At 71.4% G+C, this 20,884-nt stretch carries 21 protein-coding genes; 14 read left to right on the forward strand and 7 right to left on the reverse strand.

Annotated elements, in window-relative coordinates:
- Positions 1-22 precede the first annotated feature (22 nt).
- From GJ743_RS17425 to GJ743_RS20295, 6 genes are all read right to left on the reverse strand, one after another.
- The gene (locus tag GJ743_RS17425; RefSeq protein WP_155053167.1) at positions 23-2,167 is read right to left on the reverse strand and encodes an ABC transporter ATP-binding protein; all 2,145 of its coding nucleotides are present in this window, start codon (positions 2,165-2,167) and stop codon (positions 23-25) included.
- Positions 2,164-3,897 carry an ABC transporter ATP-binding protein gene (locus GJ743_RS17430; protein ID WP_155053168.1) on the reverse strand — a complete coding sequence of 578 codons (1,734 nt, stop codon included), beginning with the start codon at positions 3,895-3,897 and terminating at the stop codon, positions 2,164-2,166. Before GJ743_RS17430 ends, GJ743_RS17425 begins: the two co-directional genes overlap by 4 nt.
- 263 nt (positions 3,898-4,160) lie before the next feature.
- Positions 4,161-4,334, reverse strand: a complete 174-nt coding sequence (locus GJ743_RS17435; protein WP_155053169.1) for a CsbD family protein — start codon at positions 4,332-4,334, stop codon at positions 4,161-4,163.
- A gap of 159 nt (positions 4,335-4,493) precedes the next feature.
- Positions 4,494-5,024 (reverse strand): GNAT family N-acetyltransferase, encoded by a 531-nt coding sequence (locus GJ743_RS17440; protein WP_155053170.1) that lies wholly within the window; start codon positions 5,022-5,024, stop codon positions 4,494-4,496.
- A gap of 25 nt (positions 5,025-5,049) precedes the next feature.
- Positions 5,050-5,376 (reverse strand): DUF2510 domain-containing protein, encoded by a 327-nt coding sequence (locus tag GJ743_RS17445; RefSeq protein ID WP_328289314.1) that lies wholly within the window; start codon positions 5,374-5,376, stop codon positions 5,050-5,052.
- The gene (locus tag GJ743_RS20295) at positions 5,373-6,188 is read right to left on the reverse strand and encodes a sulfite exporter TauE/SafE family protein (protein WP_328289315.1); all 816 of its coding nucleotides are present in this window, start codon (positions 6,186-6,188) and stop codon (positions 5,373-5,375) included. Before GJ743_RS20295 ends, GJ743_RS17445 begins: the two co-directional genes overlap by 4 nt.
- A gap of 334 nt (positions 6,189-6,522) precedes the next feature.
- Here GJ743_RS20295 and GJ743_RS17455 point away from each other — a divergent pair, with 334 nt between their 5' ends.
- Positions 6,523-6,726, forward strand: a complete 204-nt coding sequence (locus GJ743_RS17455) for a cold-shock protein (RefSeq protein WP_155053172.1) — start codon at positions 6,523-6,525, stop codon at positions 6,724-6,726.
- Between the two features lie 102 nt (positions 6,727-6,828).
- On the opposite strand, the gene GJ743_RS17460 is transcribed toward GJ743_RS17455, so the two are convergent.
- Positions 6,829-7,257: a VOC family protein gene (locus GJ743_RS17460; protein WP_155053173.1), complete on the reverse strand. Its 429-nt coding sequence runs from the start codon at positions 7,255-7,257 to the stop codon at positions 6,829-6,831.
- Positions 7,258-7,403: 146 nt separating this feature from the next.
- Between GJ743_RS17460 and GJ743_RS17465 the strand changes: the two genes are divergently transcribed.
- The 13 genes from GJ743_RS17465 to GJ743_RS17525 all read left to right on the forward strand — a co-directional run bounded on the left by GJ743_RS17465 (position 7,404) and on the right by GJ743_RS17525 (position 20,861).
- Positions 7,404-7,769 carry an ArsR/SmtB family transcription factor gene (locus GJ743_RS17465; RefSeq protein WP_155053174.1) on the forward strand — a complete coding sequence of 122 codons (366 nt, stop codon included), beginning with the start codon at positions 7,404-7,406 and terminating at the stop codon, positions 7,767-7,769.
- A gap of 4 nt (positions 7,770-7,773) precedes the next feature.
- Positions 7,774-8,259: an SRPBCC family protein gene (locus GJ743_RS17470; RefSeq protein WP_155053175.1), complete on the forward strand. Its 486-nt coding sequence runs from the start codon at positions 7,774-7,776 to the stop codon at positions 8,257-8,259.
- A gap of 48 nt (positions 8,260-8,307) precedes the next feature.
- Positions 8,308-8,763, forward strand: coding sequence for a VOC family protein (locus GJ743_RS17475; protein ID WP_155053176.1), 456 nt, complete (start codon positions 8,308-8,310; stop codon positions 8,761-8,763).
- 82 nt (positions 8,764-8,845) lie between these two features.
- Positions 8,846-9,703 carry a PhzF family phenazine biosynthesis protein gene (locus tag GJ743_RS17480; protein WP_155053177.1) on the forward strand — a complete coding sequence of 286 codons (858 nt, stop codon included), beginning with the start codon at positions 8,846-8,848 and terminating at the stop codon, positions 9,701-9,703.
- A gap of 65 nt (positions 9,704-9,768) precedes the next feature.
- A complete protein-coding gene (locus GJ743_RS17485) occupies positions 9,769-10,758 on the forward strand; it encodes an aldo/keto reductase (RefSeq protein WP_155053178.1) in 990 nt (329 codons plus the stop codon).
- 79 nt (positions 10,759-10,837) lie between these two features.
- A complete protein-coding gene (locus GJ743_RS17490) occupies positions 10,838-11,758 on the forward strand; it encodes an AEC family transporter (RefSeq protein WP_328289316.1) in 921 nt (306 codons plus the stop codon).
- Between the two features lie 168 nt (positions 11,759-11,926).
- Positions 11,927-12,685 (forward strand): DUF1353 domain-containing protein, encoded by a 759-nt coding sequence (locus tag GJ743_RS17495; protein WP_155053179.1) that lies wholly within the window; start codon positions 11,927-11,929, stop codon positions 12,683-12,685.
- 108 nt (positions 12,686-12,793) lie between these two features.
- On the forward strand, positions 12,794-14,197 hold the full coding sequence (uxaC, locus tag GJ743_RS17500; RefSeq protein ID WP_155053180.1) for a glucuronate isomerase: 1,404 nt from the start codon (positions 12,794-12,796) through the stop codon (positions 14,195-14,197).
- On the forward strand, positions 14,194-15,600 hold the full coding sequence (locus GJ743_RS17505; protein WP_328289317.1) for a mannitol dehydrogenase family protein: 1,407 nt from the start codon (positions 14,194-14,196) through the stop codon (positions 15,598-15,600). The genes uxaC and GJ743_RS17505 overlap by 4 nt, the downstream gene beginning before the upstream one ends.
- Positions 15,601-15,643: 43 nt before the next feature.
- Positions 15,644-17,431 carry a beta-glucuronidase gene (gene uidA, locus GJ743_RS17510; protein WP_155053181.1) on the forward strand — a complete coding sequence of 596 codons (1,788 nt, stop codon included), beginning with the start codon at positions 15,644-15,646 and terminating at the stop codon, positions 17,429-17,431.
- Positions 17,432-17,544: 113 nt separating this feature from the next.
- Entirely contained in the window at positions 17,545-19,044 is a 1,500-nt protein-coding gene (gene uidB / locus GJ743_RS17515) for a glucuronide transporter (RefSeq protein WP_230386889.1), read from the forward strand.
- A 61-nt stretch (positions 19,045-19,105) separates the two neighbouring features.
- Positions 19,106-20,344, forward strand: a complete 1,239-nt coding sequence (gene manD, locus GJ743_RS17520) for a D-mannonate dehydratase ManD (protein WP_155053182.1) — start codon at positions 19,106-19,108, stop codon at positions 20,342-20,344.
- Between the two features lies 1 nt (position 20,345).
- Positions 20,346-20,861 carry a gluconokinase gene (locus tag GJ743_RS17525; RefSeq protein ID WP_155053183.1) on the forward strand — a complete coding sequence of 172 codons (516 nt, stop codon included), beginning with the start codon at positions 20,346-20,348 and terminating at the stop codon, positions 20,859-20,861.
- Positions 20,862-20,884: the final 23 nt, after the last annotated feature.

Below are 20,884 nucleotides of genomic sequence, written 5' to 3' on the forward strand. Positions count from 1 at the left end.
TCCCGGGCTCCGAGCGCGTCGATCAGTTCACGGGTGCGTCGGCCGACGCCTCCTCGGCGCCGCCGTCGAACCCGAGCGCCGCCTCGCCGGGCGTGCCGACCGAGGCCTCGGCCTCCATCGCGAGTTCGGCGTCGACGTCGTACGCCGCCTGCTCGAACTGCGAGTTGTAGAGGCGGTAGTAGGCGCCCTTCGCCGCGATGAGCTCGTCGTGCGTGCCCTGTTCGACGATGTCGCCGTGCTCCATCACGAGGATGAGGTCGGCGTCGCGGATCGTCGAGAGGCGGTGCGCGATGACGAAGGACGTGCGCCCCTCGCGAAGCGCCGCCATCGCGTGCTGCAGCAGCAGCTCGGTGCGCGTGTCGACCGAGCTCGTCGCCTCGTCGAGGATCAGCACGCTCGGCTGCGCGACGAAGGCGCGCGCGATCGTGATGAGCTGCTTCTCGCCGGCCGAGACGTTCGAGGCGTCCTCGTCGAGGACCGTGTCGTACCCGTCGGGCAGCGAGTGCACGAACCGGTCGACGTAGGTCGCGCGCGCTGCGGCGACGATCTCGTCGTCGGTCGCGGTCTGCCGGCCGTAGCGGATGTTCTCGCGGATCGTGCCGCCGAACAGCCACGGGTCCTGGAGCACCATGCCGGTGCGGGCGCGCACGTCGTGGCGCGTGAGCTCGGCGATGTCCTGGCCGTCGATGAGGATGCGGCCGCCGCCGAGCTCGTAGAACCGCATGACGAGGTTCACGAGCGTCGTCTTGCCGGCGCCGGTGGGGCCGACGATGGCGACGGTCTGGCCCGGCTCGACCCGGAACGACAGGTCGCGGATGAGCGGGCGGTCGGGGGTGTACGAGAACGAGACGTGGTCGAACTCGATGACACCGCGGCCGTCGACCGGTGCGGGCGAGTCGGCGGCGTCGGCCTCCTCCTCGTCGGCGTCGAGCAGTTCGAACACCCGCTCGGCCGAGGCCGTGCCGGACTGCACCACGGCGGCCATGCCGCCGAGCTGCGAGAGCGGCTGCGTGAACTGCTGCGAGTACTGGATGAACGCCTGGACGTCGCCGAGCCGGAGCTGGCCGCCGGCGACCATGAGCCCGCCGAGCACCGCGATGCCGACGTAGGTGAGGTTCCCGACGAACATCATGCCCGGCATGATGATGCCGGCGAGGAACTGCGCCTTGAATGCGGCCTCGTAGAGCTCCTCGTTCTCCGCGCGGAACTTCTCGCTCGCGTCCTGCTCGCGGCCGAACACCTTGACGAGCGCGTGGCCCGAGAACGACTCCTCGACGCGCGCGTTGAGGCGCCCGACCTTGCGCCACTGGATGCCGAACGCCGCCTGCGACTTCGGCCCGATGACGCCGAAGATGACGGCCATGAGGGGCAGCGCGACGAGCGCGACGAGCGAGAGCTGCCACGAGATCGAGAACATCATGACGAGCACGCCGATGACGGTGAGGATGCTCGTCAACGCGCTCGAGAGCGACTGCTGCATCGTCTGGGTGATGTTGTCGATGTCGTTCGTGACGCGCGAGATGAGCTCGCCGCGTTGAGTGCGGTCGAAGTAGCTGAGCGGCAGGCGGTGGACCTTCGCCTCGACCTGCTCGCGCAGGCCGTACATCGCGCGGACCATGATCACGTTGATGACGTAGCCCTGGATCCACGACAGGATCGACGCCACCACGTAGAGCAGCAGCACGATGACGACGAGCTGGCTGAGCCGCACGAAGTCGATGCCCTCGCCCGGCGTCAGCGTCGCGGCACCCACGATGTTGGCGAGGTCGTCCTGGCCTGCTGCGCGCAGCTGCTCGACGACCTGCTGCTGGGTCACTCCCTCGGGCAGCTGCAGCGAGATCCAGCCCTCGAAGATGACGTTCGTCGCCTCGCCGAGCACCTTGGGTGCGATCACGGTGAGCACGACGCCGATGGCGCCGAGGAGCGAGACGAACGCGAACGACCACTTCCACGGTGCGAGGAGCCCGAGCATGCGTCGGAAGCTGCGACCGAAGTCCGAGGCCTTGCCCGGTGCCACCGAATCCCACGATCCGGAGTTGATGCGCGCCTCCTCGGCGAGCTGCTGCTCCTCGAGCTGCTCGAGGGTGGGCTGCTGCGCCTCCTGCGCCGCCGCCTCGGCCCGGCTCCGGCCGCCGCGGCCCTTGGGGGTGCTGGTGTCGCGGCTCATGCCTGGGTCTCCACTCCGAGCTGGGATTCGACGATCTCGCGGTAGGTCTGGCAGGTCGCGACGAGTTCGTCGTGCCGGCCGAGGCCGACGACGCGGCCGTCTTCGAGGACGACGATGCGGTCGGCGTCGGTGATGGTCGAGACGCGCTGGGCGACGACGACCTTGGTCACCTCGGGCAGCTCTCGCCAGAGCGCCTGCCTCAACCTCGCGTCGGTCGTGAGGTCGAGCGCCGAGAACGAGTCGTCGAACACGAGGATCTCGGGTCGGTGCACGATCGCGCGTGCGATCGCGAGCCGCTGGCGCTGCCCGCCCGAGACGTTGGTGCCGCCCTGCGAGATGCGGGCGTCGAGCCCACCCTCCATCGCGGCGACGAAGTCGCGGCCCTGGGCGATCTCGAGGGCGTGCCAGAGCTCCTCGTCGGTGGCCTCCTCGCGGCCGAACCGCAGGTTCGACGCGACGGTGCCGGCGAAGAGGAACGGCCGCTGCGGCACGAGTCCGATCGTCTTCCAGAGCTCGTCGAGGTCGGCCTCGCGCACGTCGGTGCCGTTCACGAGCACCGCCCCGCCGGTCACGTCGAACAGGCGCGGCAGGAGGGAGACGAGCGTCGTCTTGCCCGCGCCGGTCGAGCCGACGATCGCCACGGTCTCGCCGCGGTCGGCGCGGAACGACACGCCCTCGACGACCGCGTGCTCGGCGCCGGGGTAGGCGAACGCGACGTCGCGGAACTCGACCGTGCCGGGTGCGGGGAACTCGGCGACCGGGTGCTCGGGGCGCGGCAGCGTGGTCTCGGTCGCGAGCACCTCGCCGATGCGCTCGGCCGAGACGGCCGCGCGCGGGATCATGATCGTCGTGAAGGCGGCCATGAGCACGCCGCCGAGGATCACGCCCACGTACTGCATGAACGCGAACAGCGTGCCGACCTGCACGTTGCCGGCGTCGACCTCGGTCGCGCCGAACCAGATCACGCCGATCACAGTGAGGTTCAGCACGAGCATGAACAGCGGGAACAGCGTGATGAACAGGGTGCCGACGCGGCGGCCGACATCCATGATGTCGTGGTTGGCGCCCTCGAAGCGCTCCTGCTCGATGGGCTCGCGCACGAACGCGCGCACGACCCGGATGCCGGTCAGCTGCTCGCGCAGGATCCGGTTCACGGCGTCGAGGCGCTTCTGGTAGCTGCGGAACAGCGGCACCATCCGGCTGATGACGAGTCCGGCGACCACGAGGATCGTGAGCACCGACACCCAGATCAGCCAGCTCAGCCCGACGTCCTGCTGCAGCGCCATGATGATGCCGCCGACGGCCATGAGCGGCGCGCTCACGAGCATCGTCGCACCGGTCATCGCGAGCATCTGCACCTGCTGCACGTCGTTGGTGTTGCGGGTGATCAGCGAACCCGGCCCGTACTGCGAGACCTCGCGCTCGCTGAACGCGCTCACCTTGTCGAAGACGTCGTTGCGGATGTCGCGGCCGACGCGCATCGCCGCCTTGGCCGCGAAGTACGTGGCGATGATCGCCGCGACGATCTGCCCGAGCGAGATCGCGAGCATGAACGTGCCGGTCGACCAGATGAACGCGGTGTCGCCCTTCGAGACGCCCTCGTCGATGATGTCGGCGTTGAGGCTCGGGAGATAGAGCGTCGCGAGCACCGAGATGAACTGGAACAGCAGCACACCGGCGATGAGCCACCGGTAGGGCTTCAGGTAGCGGATGAGGAGTCGTCCGAGCATGATTCTCCGCGGCGAGGTGCAAACGGGGTGTGCGAACGCGGGATGCCGCGTCGTCCGGGCTCGGGTCGCCGCCCGAGTCGCATCGTCAAGTCTGCATCCAAGCGGATGCCACCGACATCCGTCGGGCGGCGGATATCGCTCACGGCGGAATCGAATCGGAGGGAATGGTCCGGGCCGGTGGCCGACGATGGCCGACGTCGTCGGACCGGACATGATGATGGGACGCGCACCCCCGCGATGCACGCCCCATCAGTCCATGGCCGCTACGAGCGGAAGGCGTCCTTCACGTTCTCGCCGGCCTGCTTGAGGTTGGCCGCGGTCTGGTCCCGGCGGCCCTCGGCTTCGAGGCGCTCGTCGTCGGTCGCCTTGCCGGCGGCCTCCTTGGCCTTGCCCTTGAGTTCCTCGGCCTTGTTGCCGATCTTGTCGGACTCACCCATTCGGGGCCCCCTTCCGATCGTGCGTCGCGTTCGGGTGCGACGTCGACGGCCACGCTACGTGCGCCCCGGCGATCGATCACAGCCCTTGTCAGGGGCGGATGCCTCTGCTAGTCGATCGACGCCCGGACGGCGTGCGGCGAGTGGCGCGAGCCGTCGTCGTCACAGCGGCCGCGTGAACCCCACGCGATGCTCGCCCGGCCCGTCGTAGTCGCGCCATGCGGGCACGCCGTCGATGATCGTGTCGCCCGTGAGCTCGAAGCCCATCGCGCGGTGGAAGTCCTGCGAGCGGACGTTCGGCGGCCCGGTGATCGCGTCGACCCTGCGGCATCCGCTCGCCCGCATCGCCTCGAAGAAGCGCTCGTAGAGGGTGCGCGCGAGCCCGGTGCGCCGCTGGTCGGGGCGAACGCCGACGAAGTGGATGTACGCGACCTCCGGCTGCGACTGCGACCGGAAGCCGATGAGAAAGCCCGCCAGCTCGCCGCGCTCGTCCTCGACGATCGTCGACGTGTCGGCGAAGTGCTGGAAGAACAGCCGGGGGAGCAGCAGTGCGAGCCGGTCGGTGCCCGGCCGCTCCCACCACGGGCCGATCGCCGCGACCACCCGGGCGTGGTCGTCGACCGCGGCCCGGCGGAAGGTCAGGGTCGGATGCCGCGGGTCGGCGTCGAGGCGAGGGGCGGATGCGTCGCTCATGCGTCGATCCTCCGACACGGGCGGCTCAGCTCGCGAGCGCGATGCCGAGCGCCGTGCACGCGACGAACAGGGAGACCGCCGCGACCAGGGCGCCGGCCAGCGCGAGGCGGCGTGCGGCGTCCGCATGTCCGGCGGAGACGGCGCCCGGTGCCAGGGGGAGCGTCGTGTGGTCGGCGACGGCCTCGGGCAGTCGCGCCGTGAGGTGCAGGGCGGGCTCCGTCAGGGCTGCGCTCGGGGCGTGCGAGCCGGCCGCGGTGTGCGGCGTCCAGCCGGTGCCGTCCCAGTACCTGAGCGTCTGCGGTTCGGTCGGGTCGGGATGCCACCCGGCCGACGCGGGTACTGCGGCGGTCACGCCGCTCCGCGGCGGCGGGCCCGGACCGCCCGGACGGACAGCTGGGCGGCGGCCGCGACGAGCAGCGCGGCGAAGAGCCATCCGCCCACCGCCGGAGGGATGAGGAACGCGAGCGCGACCCCCGGCAGCGCCGCGAGCGTCGCCGCGGCGCCCACGACGAGCGCGATGCGCAGGTCGACGAGACCGCCGCGGACGTTCTTCACCGACCCGCTGACGGCCGTGGGGATCATCGCGACGAGCGAGGTGCCGCGGGCGATCAGGTCGCCGAGGCCGAAGACCGTGATGAACGCCGGCACCATGATGAGTCCGCCGCCGACGCCGAACAGGCCCGACGCGATGCCGACGACGAGGCCGAGCGCGACGAGCCCGAGCGCGGGACCGGGCTCGAGCGGGACCGGGTCGGACGCGCGTTCCGGAGTGCCGAACGCGAGGCGGATCGCGACCACGACCAGCATCGCGATGAACAGCCACCGCAGCCACTCGAGCGGGAGCCTCGCGAGCAGGGTCGCGCCGATCCATCCGCCGACGATGCCCCCGACCGCGACGAGCGCGGCGGCGACGAGGTCGACCTGGCCGTTGACGAGGTACGCGATCGACCCCGCGAGCGCGGTCGGGACGATCGCGGCGAGCGAGGTCGCAGACGCACGGCGCTGGTCCATCCCCGCCAGCAGGATCAGGAGCGGGACCATGATGATGCCGCCGCCGACTCCGAAGAGACCCGAGAGCAGCCCGCCGAGCACGCCGACGAGCGCGAGTCGCCAGACCGCGGGGGCGGGCGCGGATGCTTCGGGCTCGGGTGCGGGGGTCGGCACCCGGTCACTCTAGCGGCGGCATCGGCCCCGATCGGACGGGGACCGGTCCCCATGCGAGCGTGACGCCGGGTCTCCGGGCTCCTGTGCAGTGGCGCGGGAATCCGCTACGCTCGAAGTTCCTCCACATACGCGGGCGCCCGCCCGTATCACGATCGATTGCCCGGAGGCGGCACGTTCCGCAGGCATGACCCGAGACCGAGGGCAGCGCGTGCGACGCACGGCCGGCCCCTCGGACCACCGCCCGTCGGCATCCGCCGTCGGGCCTGCGGACGGCCGCACGGCCGAACGTGACGGGCCGAACCGTTCGGCCCGATCGAACGAAGGACACAGCAGCATGGCAACCGGAACCGTCAAGTGGTTCAACGCCGAAAAGGGCTTCGGCTTCATCGCTCCCTCCGACGGGAGCCCCGACGTCTTCGCGCACTTCAGCGCCATCACGGGCAGCGGCTACCGCTCGCTCGAGGAGGGCCAGAACGTCGAGTTCGACGTGGTCCAGGGCCAGAAGGGCCTCCAGGCCGAGAACATCCGCGCGATCTGATCGCGCGCGGGCAAATCCGCCCGCACCTCCCGGACGCCGGGTCGGAGCATGCTCCGGCCCGGCGTTCGCCGTTCCCGCGGCGCGCGCGACCGCGGCGCGCGCTCAGCCCTCGGTCGGCGCGGCCTGGCCGATGTTCACCATCCACTGCACGCCGAACTTGTCGTTCAGCATGCCGAAGGCGTCGCCCCAGGGCGACGGCTCGAGCGGCAGGACGACCCTGCCGCCCTCGGCGAGGCCCTCCCAGTAGCCGCGAAGCGTCGCCTCGTCCTCCGGCCCGCCGCTCAGGGACACCGCGAAGTTGGTGCCCGCCTCGTAGGGCATTTCGTTCGGGGTGTCGGCGCCCATGAGCGTGAGCCGGCCGGCCGTGAGCTGGCCGTGCATGATCTTGTCGGCCTCCGCCTCCTCGTCGCCCTGGCCGAAGTCGGCGAACGTGCTGAGGGTCAGCCCGCCGCCCAGCACGGACTGGTAGAACTCCATCGCCTCGCGCGCCTGGTCGCGGAAGCTGAGGTACGGGTTGAGCGTGACGGACATGGCGTCTCCTTGCGTCGTGGGCGGGCCGGTGCCGTCCCGCAGGCCGATCATGCACCCGGCGGGTGACATCCGCGAGAGCCCTTGACGTGCTGGATGGACCGGCGTACGTTAACAACCATCTAGTTGATCAAGCGATTGGTTGAATAATGGATGCCGCAGCCGCCGACGAACGGCTCGACCGCGCCTTCATGGCGCTGGCCGACCCGGTGCGCCGCAGCATCCTCGCCCGGCTCAGCCGTGGGCCGGCGACCGTGACCGAACTCGCCGAACCGTTCGACATCACCACGCAGGCGGTGTCGAAGCACATCCAGGTCCTCGAGTCCGCGGGGCTCGTCACCCGGAGCCGCGACGCGCAGCGTCGCCCCGTGCACCTCGACGCGGCCGCGCTCGAGACGCTCACCGAGTGGATCGACCGCTACCGCCTCATCCACGAGCAGCGCTTCCGTCGACTCGACGCGCTGCTCGCCTCCGCCGACGGCGGCGACGCCGCGGCATCCGCCGAACAGGACTGACACCATGACCACCGAGACCACCAACCCGGTCACCATCGAGGCCCCCGAGGGCCTGCCCTACGTCGATATCGAGCGCGTCTTCGACGCGCCCGTCGCGGCCGTCTTCGACGCCCACCGCGACCCCGAGAAGGTCAGGCAGTGGCTCGGCCCGAACGGCTACGACATGCAGATCGAGCGCTGGGACTTCCGGCCGCAGGGCGGCTACCGCTACGTGCACGTCGACCCCGACGGCGGCCGCTGGGCCTTCAACGGCACCTTCCACTCGGTCCGCGAGAACGAGTTCGCCGTGCAGACCTTCGAGTTCGAAGGCGCGCCCGACGTCGTCAGCATCGAGTCGATGACCTTCGAAGACCTGGGCGACGGCCGCACGCGCCTGCGCGGCCACTCGGTCTACCCCACCCTCGAGGCGCGCGACGCCATGGTCGAGCACGGCATGGCGAAGGGCGTCACCGAGGGCTACGAGCGGCTCGACGCGCTGCTGGCCGGCTGAGCCGCGGCATCCGTCGACCGACTCGAACCCATCGAGAGGAGCGAGACCATGGACTGGACCCTCGAGGTCGTCGTCGTCCCCGTCGCCGACATCGATCGCGCGATCGAGTTCTACCGAGACAAGGTCGGCTTCGCGCTCGACCACGACACGCACGCCGGCGAGCACCGGTTCGCGCAGCTCACGCCGACCGGCTCCGGCTGCTCGATCGTGATCGGCACGCTGCCGGCGCAGAACGAGATGGCGCCGGGCTCGCTGAAGGGCGTGCAGCTCGTCGTCGCCGACGCCGAGGCGGCGCGCGCCGAACTCGTCGCGCGGGGCGTCGACGCCGGCCCCGTGCAGGTCATCGACCCGCGCGACGGCGGCACCTTCTTCGGATTCGCCGACCCCGACGGCAACACCTGGGCCGTGCAGCAGATCCGGGCGCGCGGCGAGCGACCGCTCATCCCGGTCGAGGCGCGCGGCCGCTTCGGCGACGAGCAGGGCGCCGACGGCCCGACGGGATGACGCGACCCACCCACGCGCGTGCAGGCCACCGGTCCGGAATCGGACCGCGACGGATCGGCGGCCGGCGCGCGAGCATTGAGGCATGACCCGTCCCGATGTCCTCCGCTACGCCGCCTTCACGACCGACACCGACGGGGGCAACCCCGCCGGGATCGTGCTGGGCGCCGCCGGACTCGACGATGCCGCGATGCTCGCCGTCGCCGGCGAGGTCGGCTACGCCGAGACGGCGTTCGTGACCGGCGGCGACGGCGGGGTCCGCGCCATCCGGTACTTCTCGCCGGTCGCCGAGGTGCCCTTCTGCGGGCACGCGACCGTCGCGACGGCGGTCGCGATCGCCGAACGCGAGGGGCCGGGCCGCATCCGCTTCGCGACCCCCGTCGGCGAGGTGGCCATGGAGACCGCCGAGGTCGACGGGCGCCTCGTCGCCTCGTTCACGAGCGTCGAACCCCGGGTCGAGCCCATGCCGGCGGAGATCCTCGGCGAGCTGCTCGACCTCGTCGGGCTCGACGCCGACGTGCTCGACGAACGACACCCGCCCCGCATCGCGTTCGCCGGCAACCGGCACCCGATCCTGGTGGTCGCGGACGCCTCGGCGTTCGACGACTTCACGTTCGACCCGTCGCGCGCTCGCGCGCTGATGGACGAGCACGGCTGGCCGGCCACGATCACCGTGCTGCACCGGCTCGCCGACGCCGCCGACGGCGGCCTCCGCTTCGAGGCCCGCAACATCTTCCCCGTCGGCGCGATCGTCGAGGATCCCGCGACGGGGGCGGCTGCGGCGGCGGTCGGCGGCTACCTGCGCGAACTCGGCGCCGTCGCCCCGCCGGCGCGCGTCGTGATCTCGCAGGGCCGCCATGTCGGGCGCCCGAGCGAGCTCGTCGTCGACGTCCCGGCGGCCGGCGGCATCGTCGTGAGCGGGCCGGCCGTGCCGATCGCCTGACGCCGCGGTCCCGCGGCCCCGCGGCTAGGCTCGGTCGGGGACATCCGTCGAGGAGGAGCACACTCATGCAGACCCGAACCCTCGGCCGCACCGGCCGCACCGTCTCGGTCATCGGACTCGGCACCTGGCAGCTCGGCGCCGACTGGGGCGAGGTCGACGAGGCCGACGCGCTCGCGGTGCTCGATGCGTCGCACGAGGCCGGCGTCACGGTCTTCGACACGGCCGACGTGTACGGCGACGGCCGCTCCGAGACGCTCATCGGGCGCTGGCTCGCGGCGAATCCGGGCGCCGGCGTGACCGTCGCGACGAAGATGGGGCGGCGGATGCCCCAGGAGCACGAGAACTACGTCCTCGACCACTTCCGCGCCTGGACCGACCGGTCGCGCCGCAACCTCGGCGTCGAGACGCTCGACCTCGTCCAGCTGCACTGCCCGCCGACCTCCGTCTACTCCGACGACGCCGTGTACGACGCGCTCGACACCCTCGTCGCCGAGGGCGCGATCGCCGCCTACGGGGTCAGCGTCGAGAAGGTCGACGAGGCGCTCGCCGCGATCGCGCGGCCGAACGTGGCCACCGTCCAGATCATCCTCAACGCCTTCCGGCTGAAGCCGGTCGAGGAGGTGCTGCCCGTCGCGCGGCAGTACGGCGTCGGCATCATCGCGCGCGTGCCGCTGGCGAGCGGTCTGCTCTCCGGCCGCTACACGCTCGACACCGAGTTCGCCGCGAACGACCACCGCTCGTACAACCGGCACGGCGAGTCGTTCGACGTCGGCGAGACGTTCTCGGGCGTCGACTACGCGACCGGCGTGCGCGCGGCATCCGAGTTCTCAGCGCTCGCGCGCGAGGCGGCGCCGGATGCCACGCCCGCGCAGGTCGCGCTCGCGTGGGTCGCCCGGCAGGACGGCGTCTCGACCGTGATCCCCGGGGCCCGCAACCCCGAGCAGGCGCGGGCGAACGCGGCCGCGGGCTCGCTCGAGCTCCCGGACTCGTTCGACGCGGCCGTCCGCGACCTGTACGACCGCGACATCCGCGCCTCGGTGCACCACCGTTGGTGACCGGGCGGAACCCCCGGGACGGATCGACGTCGTTCCCCTCGGGTTCCCCCGCCGCCGCCTCTCCGGCGGGCGGTGACGCGTGATCGACATCCTCACCGGGTTCGCGGTCATCGCGCTCGCCGTGTTCGTCGGCTGGCTCGCCGGTCGCACCGGCGTGCTCGGACCGAACGCGCGCCCGGTGCTCGCGCGCCTCAACTTCAGCGTGCTCTCGCCGTTCCTGCTGTTCTCGGTGCTCTCGACCGCCGACGTGCGCGCGCTGTTCTCGGCGCTGCTCCCGGTCTCGGCGATCGCCGCGGTCTCGGTGATGATCGTGTTCTCGGCCGTCTCGCTGCTGCTGCTCCGGCGGGGCGTCGCGCGCACCACGATCGGGGCGCTCGCCAGCGGGTACGTCAACGGCAACAACATCGGCATCCCGATCGCGCTGTACCTGCTCGGCAATGCGGCGTACTCGGCGCCCATCGTGCTGCTGCAGCTGCTGCTCTTCGCGCCGATCGCGCTCGCGGTGCTCGGCGCGACCGTCCAGGGCCGGACCTCGGTCGGCGGCATCCTGCGCTCGACGTTCACGAACCCGATCATCATCGGCTCGCTCCTCGGCGTCGCGGTGTCGGTCTCGGGGCTCGAGCTGCCCCCGATCGTGCAGGACCCGATCCACCTCATCGGGCAGGCGGCCGTGCCGCTCATGTTGATCGCGTACGGGCTGTCGCTGCACGGCACGCGGCTGCTCGAGCCGGGCACGGGCCTGCGCGACGTCGTGATCGCGGCGACGCTGAAGCTCGCCGCGATGCCCGCGATCGCGTGGGCCGTGGGCGGGTTCGTCTTCGGGCTGGACGGGATCGACCTCTACGCGGTCACGGTGCTCGCGGCGTTGCCGACCGCACAGAACGTGTTCAACTTCGCACAGCGGTACGAGACCGCCGAGGTCGTGGCGCGCGACACGGTGTTCGTCACGACCGTGGGTTCGGTGCCCGTGCTCCTGCTCGTGTCGGTGCTGCTGGGGTAGGAGGGGGCCGCGGCGGCGCGGCAGGGCGAAAGTGCGCCGCGGTACGCGTCACCGCGTCGTCGGCGTGGATCGGCGGACAGCGGCATCCGCCCCCGGTATCGCGGTGACAGTCGCACGCGGCAGGATGGTGCAACGCACCGCTGCCGCACCCGAGGCGAGGAGACCCGAATGCCCTTCCTGCGCGAGGACGGCGCGCCCCTCGACGAGCTGCCGCTCGCCCAACGCCCGGGCGACGGCTACCGCTTCGCGCTGCGTGCCCCGATCGTCTACGACGACGAGTCGACCGGTCGACGCTACCGGGCGCCGGCGGCGGGGGAGGCGCCGCCGCCCGTCGGCATCACCGACCTCGCATCGGTGCCGACGTCGCTCTGGGGGCTCATCGCGAGTTACGGCCGGCAGTCGGCGCCCGCGATCCTGCACGATGCGCAGTCGATCGCCGCGGCCGCGCTCGACGATCGCGAGACCGCGCTCGCGCAGCGCCGCGAGGACGACGACGTGTTCCACCGCGCGCTCCGCGAACAGGGCGTGCCGGTCCTCCGCGCCCGGCTCATGTGGGCGTGGGTCTCGGCCGACCGCGAGCGCACGTACGCCGGATGGCGCGGCTGGCTGCTGCTCGCCCAGGTCGCGCTCGGCGTCGCGGCGGTCGTGGCCGCGATCGTGCTCGCCGTCCTCGCGCATCCGATCTGGCTCCTCCTCGCGGTCGTGCCCGCGCTCGCCGCGCTCGTGTGGGGCGGGCTCGCCCGGCTGGTGATCGCGCTCACGTATCCGCTGGCGCTCCTCGGTCCGGTGCTGCTCGTGCAACTGCTTGCCGTGGGGGTGTTCCGGGCCGTCGAAGCGATCGTCGAGCTCGTCGCGGGCGGCGATGTGCGGTCGGTGGTGCGGCCGACCGTCCGGCCTCCGAGCGCCGATCGCCCGCGGATGCACTGAGCCCCGTCGTCCATATCCCTCAGTCGACGTGGTCGATGCGCGCGGCTCGCCCGTTGCAGGATTCCGTCGGCGCTTGACAACCGGTTGCCAATCCCGCATCATGGTGTCATGCCGACGACGACATCACTCGACCAGGACCGACTGTTCCCGGCCGAGCCGCGCACCCGGGAGCTCGCCCGCGAGCTGTACGCCGGCGTCGCCGAGGCGCCGATCATCTCGCCGCACGGGCACGTCGATCCGACGCTGCTGGCGACGGATCGCCCCTTCGCCGACCCGACCGACCTGCTCATCACGCACGACCACTACGTGACGCGGCTGCTCGTGGCATCCGGTTGCCAGTTCGACGAACTGGGCCTCGACCCGAGTCGACCGGCCGATGCGCGCGCCGTCTGGCGACGACTCGCCGAGCACTGGCACCGCTTCGCGGGCACCGCGTCGGCGTACTGGATCCGCCACGAGCTCGCCGAGCTGTTCGGCATCGACGAGGAGCTCGCGCCGGCCAACGCCGACCGCACCTACGACCGCATCGCGGTGACGCTCGCCGAGCCCGCCTTCACGCCGCGCGAGCTGTTCCGACGGTTCCGGATCGACGTGCTCGCGACGACCGACGACCCGCTCGACGACCTCGCCGCCCACCGCACGCTGGCCGCCGACCCCGGCTTCCCCGGTCGAGTCCTGCCGACCTTCCGCCCGGACGCCTACCTCGACCCCGAGGCCGACGGGTTCGCCGGCCGCATCGAACGACTGCTCGCCGAGTCGGGGCGCTCGACCGACTTCGTCGGGTATCTCGCGGCCCTCGCCGGTCGCCGGGCACACTTCGTCGAGCACGGTGCCGTCTCGGCCGACCACGGCGTGCTCGAGCCGGTCGCGTTCGACCTCGACGCGGCCGAGGCGGAGCGGCTGTTCGCCGACGCCGTGGCCGGCCGGCTCGACTCCGCCGGCGCGCGCCGGTTCCGCGGCCACATGCTGTTCCAGATGGCGCGCATGAGCGTCGACGACGGCCTCGTCATGACCGTCCACCCCGGCGTCCGTCGCAACCACCACACCGAGACGTTCCGCGCCTACGGGCCCGACCGCGGTCACGACATCCCCGTTCGCACCGAGTACACCGAGAGCATCCGGCCGCTGCTCGAGCGGTTCGGCATGGAGCCCGGCTTCCACCTCGTGCTCTTCGCGATCGACGAGACGCTGTACTCGCGCGAACTGGCCCCTCTCGCCGGCTTCTATCCGAGCGTGTACGTCGGTGCGCCTTGGTGGTTCCTCGACGCGCCCGACGCGATCCTGCGCTACCGCAGTGCCGTCACCGAGACCGCCGGCTTCTACCGCACGAGCGGCTTCATCGACGACACGCGCGCCTTCCTCTCGATCCCCGCTCGTCACGACGCCAGTCGCCGGCTCGACGCGGCGTTCCTCGCGCGACTCGTCGCCGAGGGCCGCGTGAGCCTGCCGACGGCGCACCGGATCGCCGCCGACCTCGTCGACGCGATCCCGCGGGAGGTGTTCAAGCTGTGAGCGCCGCAACTCCGCGGCTGAACCGCGGTGGCGCCGCCGCCCCGCCCGTTCGAGTCATCCACCTCGGCATCGGCCACTTCTTCCGCGCCCACCAGGCCTGGTACACGGCGCACGCCGCCGATGCCGAGCAGTGGGGGATCGCCGCGTTCACCGGCCGCAGCGCGGCGGTGGCCGAGGCGCTCGCCGAACAGGACGGCCTCTACACGCTCGTCGAGCGCGACGCCGACGGCGACCGGCTCGAGGTCGTGTCGAGCATCGCCGAGGCCCGTTCGGGCTCCGACCTCGCCCGGCTCGTCGAACTCGCCGCCGACCCGCGCGTCGCGGTCATCACGCTGACCGTCACCGAGAGCGGCTACCGGCTCCGCCCCGACGGAACGCCCGACCCCGACGACGTGGCGCTCGCCGCCGACCTCGTCGAGCTGCGTCGGGCGGATGCCGCGGCTCGTGCCCCGCAGACCGCGATCGGCCGCCTCCTCCTCGCACTCGACGCCCGCCGTCGCGCCGACGCCGGCCCGATCGCCGTCGTGTCGTGCGACAACATCCCGGGCAACGGCGCGTTCCTCCGTACGGGCACCGAGGCGCTCGCCGACCGGGTCGACGCCGCGCTGGCCGCCTGGATCCGCGGTCAGGCCTCGTTCGTCAGCACCTCGGTCGACCGGATCACGCCTCATGTCACGGTCGACCCGGCCGAGCTCGAGGCCGCGGGCTGGGCCGACCTCGCCCCCGTCGTCACCGAGCCCTTCGCCGACTGGGTGCTCGAGGGCGACTTCCCGGCAGGGCGCCCGACGTGGGAGCATGCCGGAGCCCGCGTCGTCGACGACATCGAGCCGTGGGAGCACCGCAAGCTCTGGCTGTTGAACGGCGCGCACAGCCTGCTCACGTTCGCCGGCCTCGTGCGCGGGCTCGAGACCGTCGCCGATGCGACGGCGGATGCCTCGTGCCGCGCGCTCGTCGAGGACTTCTGGTCCGAGGCCGTCGCGGTCCTGCCCGCCGGCGTCGAGCACGAGGAGTACCGGGCGCGGCTGCTCGAGCGCTTCGCGAACCCTCGCATCGAGCACCGCCTCGCCCAGATCGCGGCGGAGTCGACGGTCAAGGTCCAGTTCCGGTTCGCCGCGGTCGCGGAGCGCACGCTCCTCGCCGGCCGCGTCCCGACCGCGAGCGCCCGCGCCGTCGCGGCCTGGATCGACTGGGTGCTCGCGCGGGCCGGTCGCCCGGAGGCCCCCGACGCGCGCGGCGACGAGGTCGCGCGCGCCGCGGCATCCGTCGACCCCGTGGCCGCGCTCGTCGCGCTCGTCTCGGATCGCCTCGCGGCATCCGTATCGTTCCTCGACCTCGTCCGCGCCGCCGGCGCGAACGCATCGGCAACCGACCTCGAGCCTGCGCAGTCCGCGCCGCTCGCCTGAACCCCCGACCGCGCACTGACGCGCAGAAAGCAGGACCCCTCAGATGTTGAAGCCCAAGGCAACCGCGACCCGCGAGCTCGTCTCGCTCAACGGCCTCTGGAAGTTCGCCGTCGACTCCGGCGACCTCGGCGAGCCGTGGGCGGGCCCGCTCGCGACGAAGCTCGAGGCGCCCGTGCCCGCGAGCTACAACGACCTCTTCACCGACAGCGCGATCCGCGACCACGTCGGCTGGGTCTGGTACCAGCGCACCGCGCGCGTGCCGCGCGGCTGGGCCGGGGAGCGCGTCTTCGTGCGCTTCGACGCCGCCACGCACGAGGGCGTCGTCTATGTCGACGACGTCGAGGTCGTCCGGCACGAGGGCGGCTACCTGCCGTTCGAGGCCGACATCACCGACCACGTCACGGCGGGCGCCGAATTCCGCCTCACTGTCGGCGTGAACAACGTGCTGACCCCCGACACGATCCCGCCCGGCCTGGTGAAGGAACTGCCCGGTGGCCGGAAGCAGCAGGGCTACATGCACGACTTCTACAACTACGCAGGCCTCCACCGGTCGGTCCAGCTGTACAGCGCGCCCGCGACGCGGGTGACGGATGTCACGGTCGTGACCGACGTCGAGGGTTCGACGGGCCTCGTCGGCTACGCCGTCGAGACCAGCGGCGAGGCAGCGGTGCGCACGACGCTCCGCGACGAGCAGGGCGCGGTCGTCGCGACCGCCGTCGGCGCCGAGGGCACGCTCGAGGTGCCCGACGTCCGCCTCTGGCAGCCCGGCGCGGCCTACCTCTACGACCTCGCGGTCGAGCTCGTCGAGGGCGACGCCGTGGTCGACGAGTACGCGCTGCACGTCGGCGTCCGCACCGTCGAGGTGAGGGAGAACCGGTTCCTCATCAACGGCGAGCCGTTCTACTTCACCGGCTTCGGCAAGCACGAGGACATCGCGGTCAAGGGCAAGGGCCACGACGACGCCTTCCTGGTGCACGACTTCGAACTCATCGACTGGATCGGCGCGAACTCGTTCCGCACCTCCCACTACCCGTACGCCGAGGAGGTCATGGACTACGCCGACCGTCACGGCATCGTCGTGATCGACGAGACGGCTGCGGTCGGCCTGAACAGCCGCATCTCAGGCGGCATCGCCGACCTCATGTCCGCCTTCGGCGGCGCGAGCGGCGAGGAGGGCTTCGGGCCGAAGATGGCCGAGGCGCACCGCAGGGAGATCCGCGAGCTCATCGCGCGCGACAAGAACCACCCCTCGGTCGTGATGTGGTCGATCGCGAACGAGCCCGACACCATGGCCGAGGGCACCGACGACTACTTCGAGCCGCTGTTCGCGTACGCGCGCGAGCTCGACCCGACCCGCCCGGTCACCTTCGTCAACGTGATGATGGCGCCGCCGAACGTCTGCCGCGTCTCGAAGTTCGCCGACGTCATCTGCATCAACCGCTACTACGGCTGGTACGTCGACACCGGCGACCTCGCGACGGCCGAGGTGCACCTCGAGGCCGAGCTCCGCGGCTGGGAGCAGATGTATGGCAAGCCCATGATCATGACCGAGTACGGCGCCGACACGCTGCCCGGCCTGCACTCGGTGTGGGACCAGCCGTGGACGGAGGAGTTCCAGGCGAACCTGCTCGACATGTACCACCGCGTGTTCGACCGCGTCGACTCGATGGTCGGCGAGCAGGTCTGGAACTTCGCCGACTTCCAGACCTCCGTCGGCATCTTCCGGGTCGACGGCAACAAGAAGGGCGTCTTCACCCGCGACCGCCGTCCGAAGGCCGTCGCGCACTCGCTGCGCACGCGCTGGACCGCCATCCGCGACGGCCGAGCCTGAGCCGTCGGGCGCGCCGGCGCCGGCCGGCGCGCCCGCCTCGCCCGATCCCGGGCGACTCGCACCATCCCTCACCTACCCTGTCCACCGCAGATCACCGGCAAAGGAGCCGAGAGATGACCACCACCTCAGCACCGGACGAGACGTCCACCCCCGCGCCCGGCACGAGACTGGGCAAGCTGCCCAAGCTCGGCTACTTCGGGTACGCCACCGGAGACATGGCGAACAACCTCACGTTCACGTTCGCCTCGATGTTCCTGCTCATCTACTACACGGACGTCGCCGGGATCTCGGCTGCGGCCGTCGGCACGCTGTTCCTCGTCCTGCGCATCTTCGATGCATTCACCGACGTCATCGCCGGCCGCTTGGTCGACAAGACGTACACGAAGCGGTTCGGCAAGTTCCGCCCCTACATCCTGTTCGGCTCACTGCCGCTCCTGCTCATCTCGGTGGCCACGTTCCATGTGCCGCAGATCGGCGAGACCGGCATGCTGCTCTACGCCTACGTCACCTACGCGCTGCTCGGCATCGCGTACACGCTCGTGAACATCCCCTACGGCTCGCTCGCCGCGGCCATGACCCAGGTGCCGGCCGAGCGCGCCAAGCTCGCGACCGCGCGCACGCTCGGCGCCGCGATCACGGGCGCGCTCCTCGGGATCTTCGTCTCGCCCCTGCTGACGCCTGAGAACGACCTGCAGCGCATCTTCACGACGATCACGATCGCCTTCGTCTTCGTCGGCATGGCGCTCTACCTGTTCACCTTCTTCACGACGAAGGAGCGGGTCTTCCGGTCCGTGCCGAGGGTGTCCTTCCGGCAGTCCATGGCGACGCTCAAGGGCAACAAGCCGCTCCTGCTGCTGTGCATCAGCTCGCTGCTCATGCTCTCGGGCATGATCTCCTCGGGGACGGCGCAGATCTACCTCATGCGCGACGTGTTCGACGCCCTCTACCTGGTGCCCGTCACCTCGGGTGCCCAGCTGCTCCTGATCTTCGCCATGGCGCCCTTCGTGCCGATGATCGTCCGTCGCTTCGGCAAGCGGAACGCGTACATCGGAGGCACCGTCATCGCCGCCGTGGGGGCCACCGTCACGTTCCTCGCACCGGACCAGTGGGTCGCACTCGGCGGAACGCTGGTCATGATGCCAGGCGTGATGTTCGTCGCAATGCTCGTCTGGGCGATCGAGGCCGACACCGTCGAGTACGGCGAGTGGAAGACGGGTGTCCGGGCCGAGGGCATCACGTACGCGGTCTTCTCGTTCACCCGCAAGGCCGGCCAGGCGGTCGGCGGCGCGGTCGCCGCGTACGCGATCGGCATCGGCGGGTATGTGGCCGGTACCGAGGTCGTCGGCACGTCCGCCGAGTGGGGCATCCGCATCGGTGCGGCTCTCGTGCCGGCGGTCTTCGTGCTGGCCTCCGGGCTCATCATGCTCGCCTATCCGCTCACCGACCGCGTCCACGCTGAGCTGGTCGCCGAGATCGCGGCGCGTCGCAGCGCCGAGACCGGCGTCGCGGTGACGAGCGAGGACGTGGAGGAGTCGGTCTCGCTGTCGACCGCAGCGTTCTCGAACGACGAGATCCCCACCGACCCGCGCCCGCGGCGCTGGTTCCGCAAGTAAGCCCGCGGGGCGGGCGCGCCGGGACGCGCGCCCGCCCCGCCATCCCGGGAGGTAGCACCCCATGATCATCGACAAGGCTGAGGTCATCGTCACCAGCCCCGACCGCAACTTCGTCACGCTGAAGCTCACGACGGCCGACGGCCTGACCGGCCTCGGCGATGCGACGCTGAACGGCCGCGAGCTCGCGGTCGTGGCGTACCTGCAGGAGCACGTCGTGCCGTTGCTGGTCGGCAGCGACGCGAGCCGGATCGAGGACACCTGGCAGTTCCTCTACCGGAGCGCCTACTGGCGTCGCGGTCCGGTCACGATGGCCTCGATCGCGGCCGTCGACATGGCGCTCTGGGACATCAAGGGCAAGGCCGCCGGGATGCCGGTCTACCAGCTGCTGGGCGGCGCGTCGCGCAACGGGCTCATGGCGTACGGGCACGCCTCCGGCAAGGAGCTGCCCGAACTGTTCGACTCCATCAGGGCGCACCAGGAGCAGGGCTACCGTGCCATCCGCGTGCAGACGGGCGTGCCGACGCTGAAGGCGATCTACGGCATCGCCTCGCAGTCGGCCGACACCGGCGGCGGCGCCGCGCGGTACGACCACGAGCCCGCGCGACGCGGGGCGAAGCCGGTCGAGGAGGACTGGGACACCCGCGCGTACCTGAACCACTTGCCCGGCGTGTTCGAGGCGGTGCGGAACGAGTTCGGCCCGGACCTCCCGCTTCTGCACGACGGCCACCACCGGATGACGCCGATCCAGGCGGCGAAGCTCGGCAAGTCGCTCGAGCCGTACGACCTGTTCTGGCTCGAGGACTGCACGCCGGCGGAGAACCAGGAGGCGCTGCGCCTGGTGCGCCAGCACACGACGACGCCCCTCGCCATCGGCGAGATCTTCAACACGATCTGGGATTTCAAGGACCTGATCCGCGACCAGCAGATCGACTACGTGCGCGGTGCGGTCACGCACATGGGCGGCATCTCGCCGTTGAAGAAGACGCTCGACTACGCGGCGATGTACCAGGTGAAGTCGGGCATGCACGGCCCGACGGACATCTCGCCGGTCGGCATGGCCGCCGCGATGCACCTCGGCCTGTCGATCCACAACTTCGGCATCCAGGAGTACATGCAGCACGGCGCGAAGACCGACCAGGTGTTCGAGCAGTCCTTCACCTGGACCGACGGCTACCTCCACCCGGGGGAGAAGCCCGGTCTGGGGGTCGAACTGAACGTCGACGAGGCCGGGAAGTACCCGTACGAGCAGGCGTACCTGCCGTACAACCGGCTCCTCGACGGAACGGTGCACGATTGGTGACATGGTGAGTGCTGCAGTGGGTCCGGTGGTCGTGATGGGCGTGTCCGCCTCGGGGAAGTCGACGATCGGGCATGCACTCGCCGACCGCCTCGGGGTGCCGTTCATCGACGGCGACGACCTGCACCCGCAGGAGAACGTCGCGAAGATGCGCTCAGGCGTGCCGCTCGTCGACGACGACCGCTGGCCCTGGCTCGACGTCGTGGGCGCGGCGCTCGCCGAGGGGGCTGCGACGGATGCCGGTGGGGTCGTGATCGCCTGCTCGGCCCTCCGACGCGCCTACCGCGAGCGCATCCTCGCCACGGCGCCCGCGACGCGGTTCGTGCACCTCGACCTCACCGAGTCGGCACTGGCCGATCGGGCGGGCGCGCGGGTCGGACACTTCATGCCGCCGGCGCTGCTCGCCTCGCAGCTCGCGACGCTCGAGGGGCTCGGCTCCGACGAACCCGGCTTCGCCCTCGACGCCGCGGCGCCGGTCCCCGAGATCGTCGATGCGGCCGTGGCGCGACTGGGCGCGTGAGCCGGGTCGATACGATCGCGGGG

Source organism: Agromyces bracchium (assembly GCF_009709675.1).
GTDB classification, from domain to species: Bacteria; Actinomycetota; Actinomycetes; order Actinomycetales; family Microbacteriaceae; genus Agromyces; species Agromyces bracchium.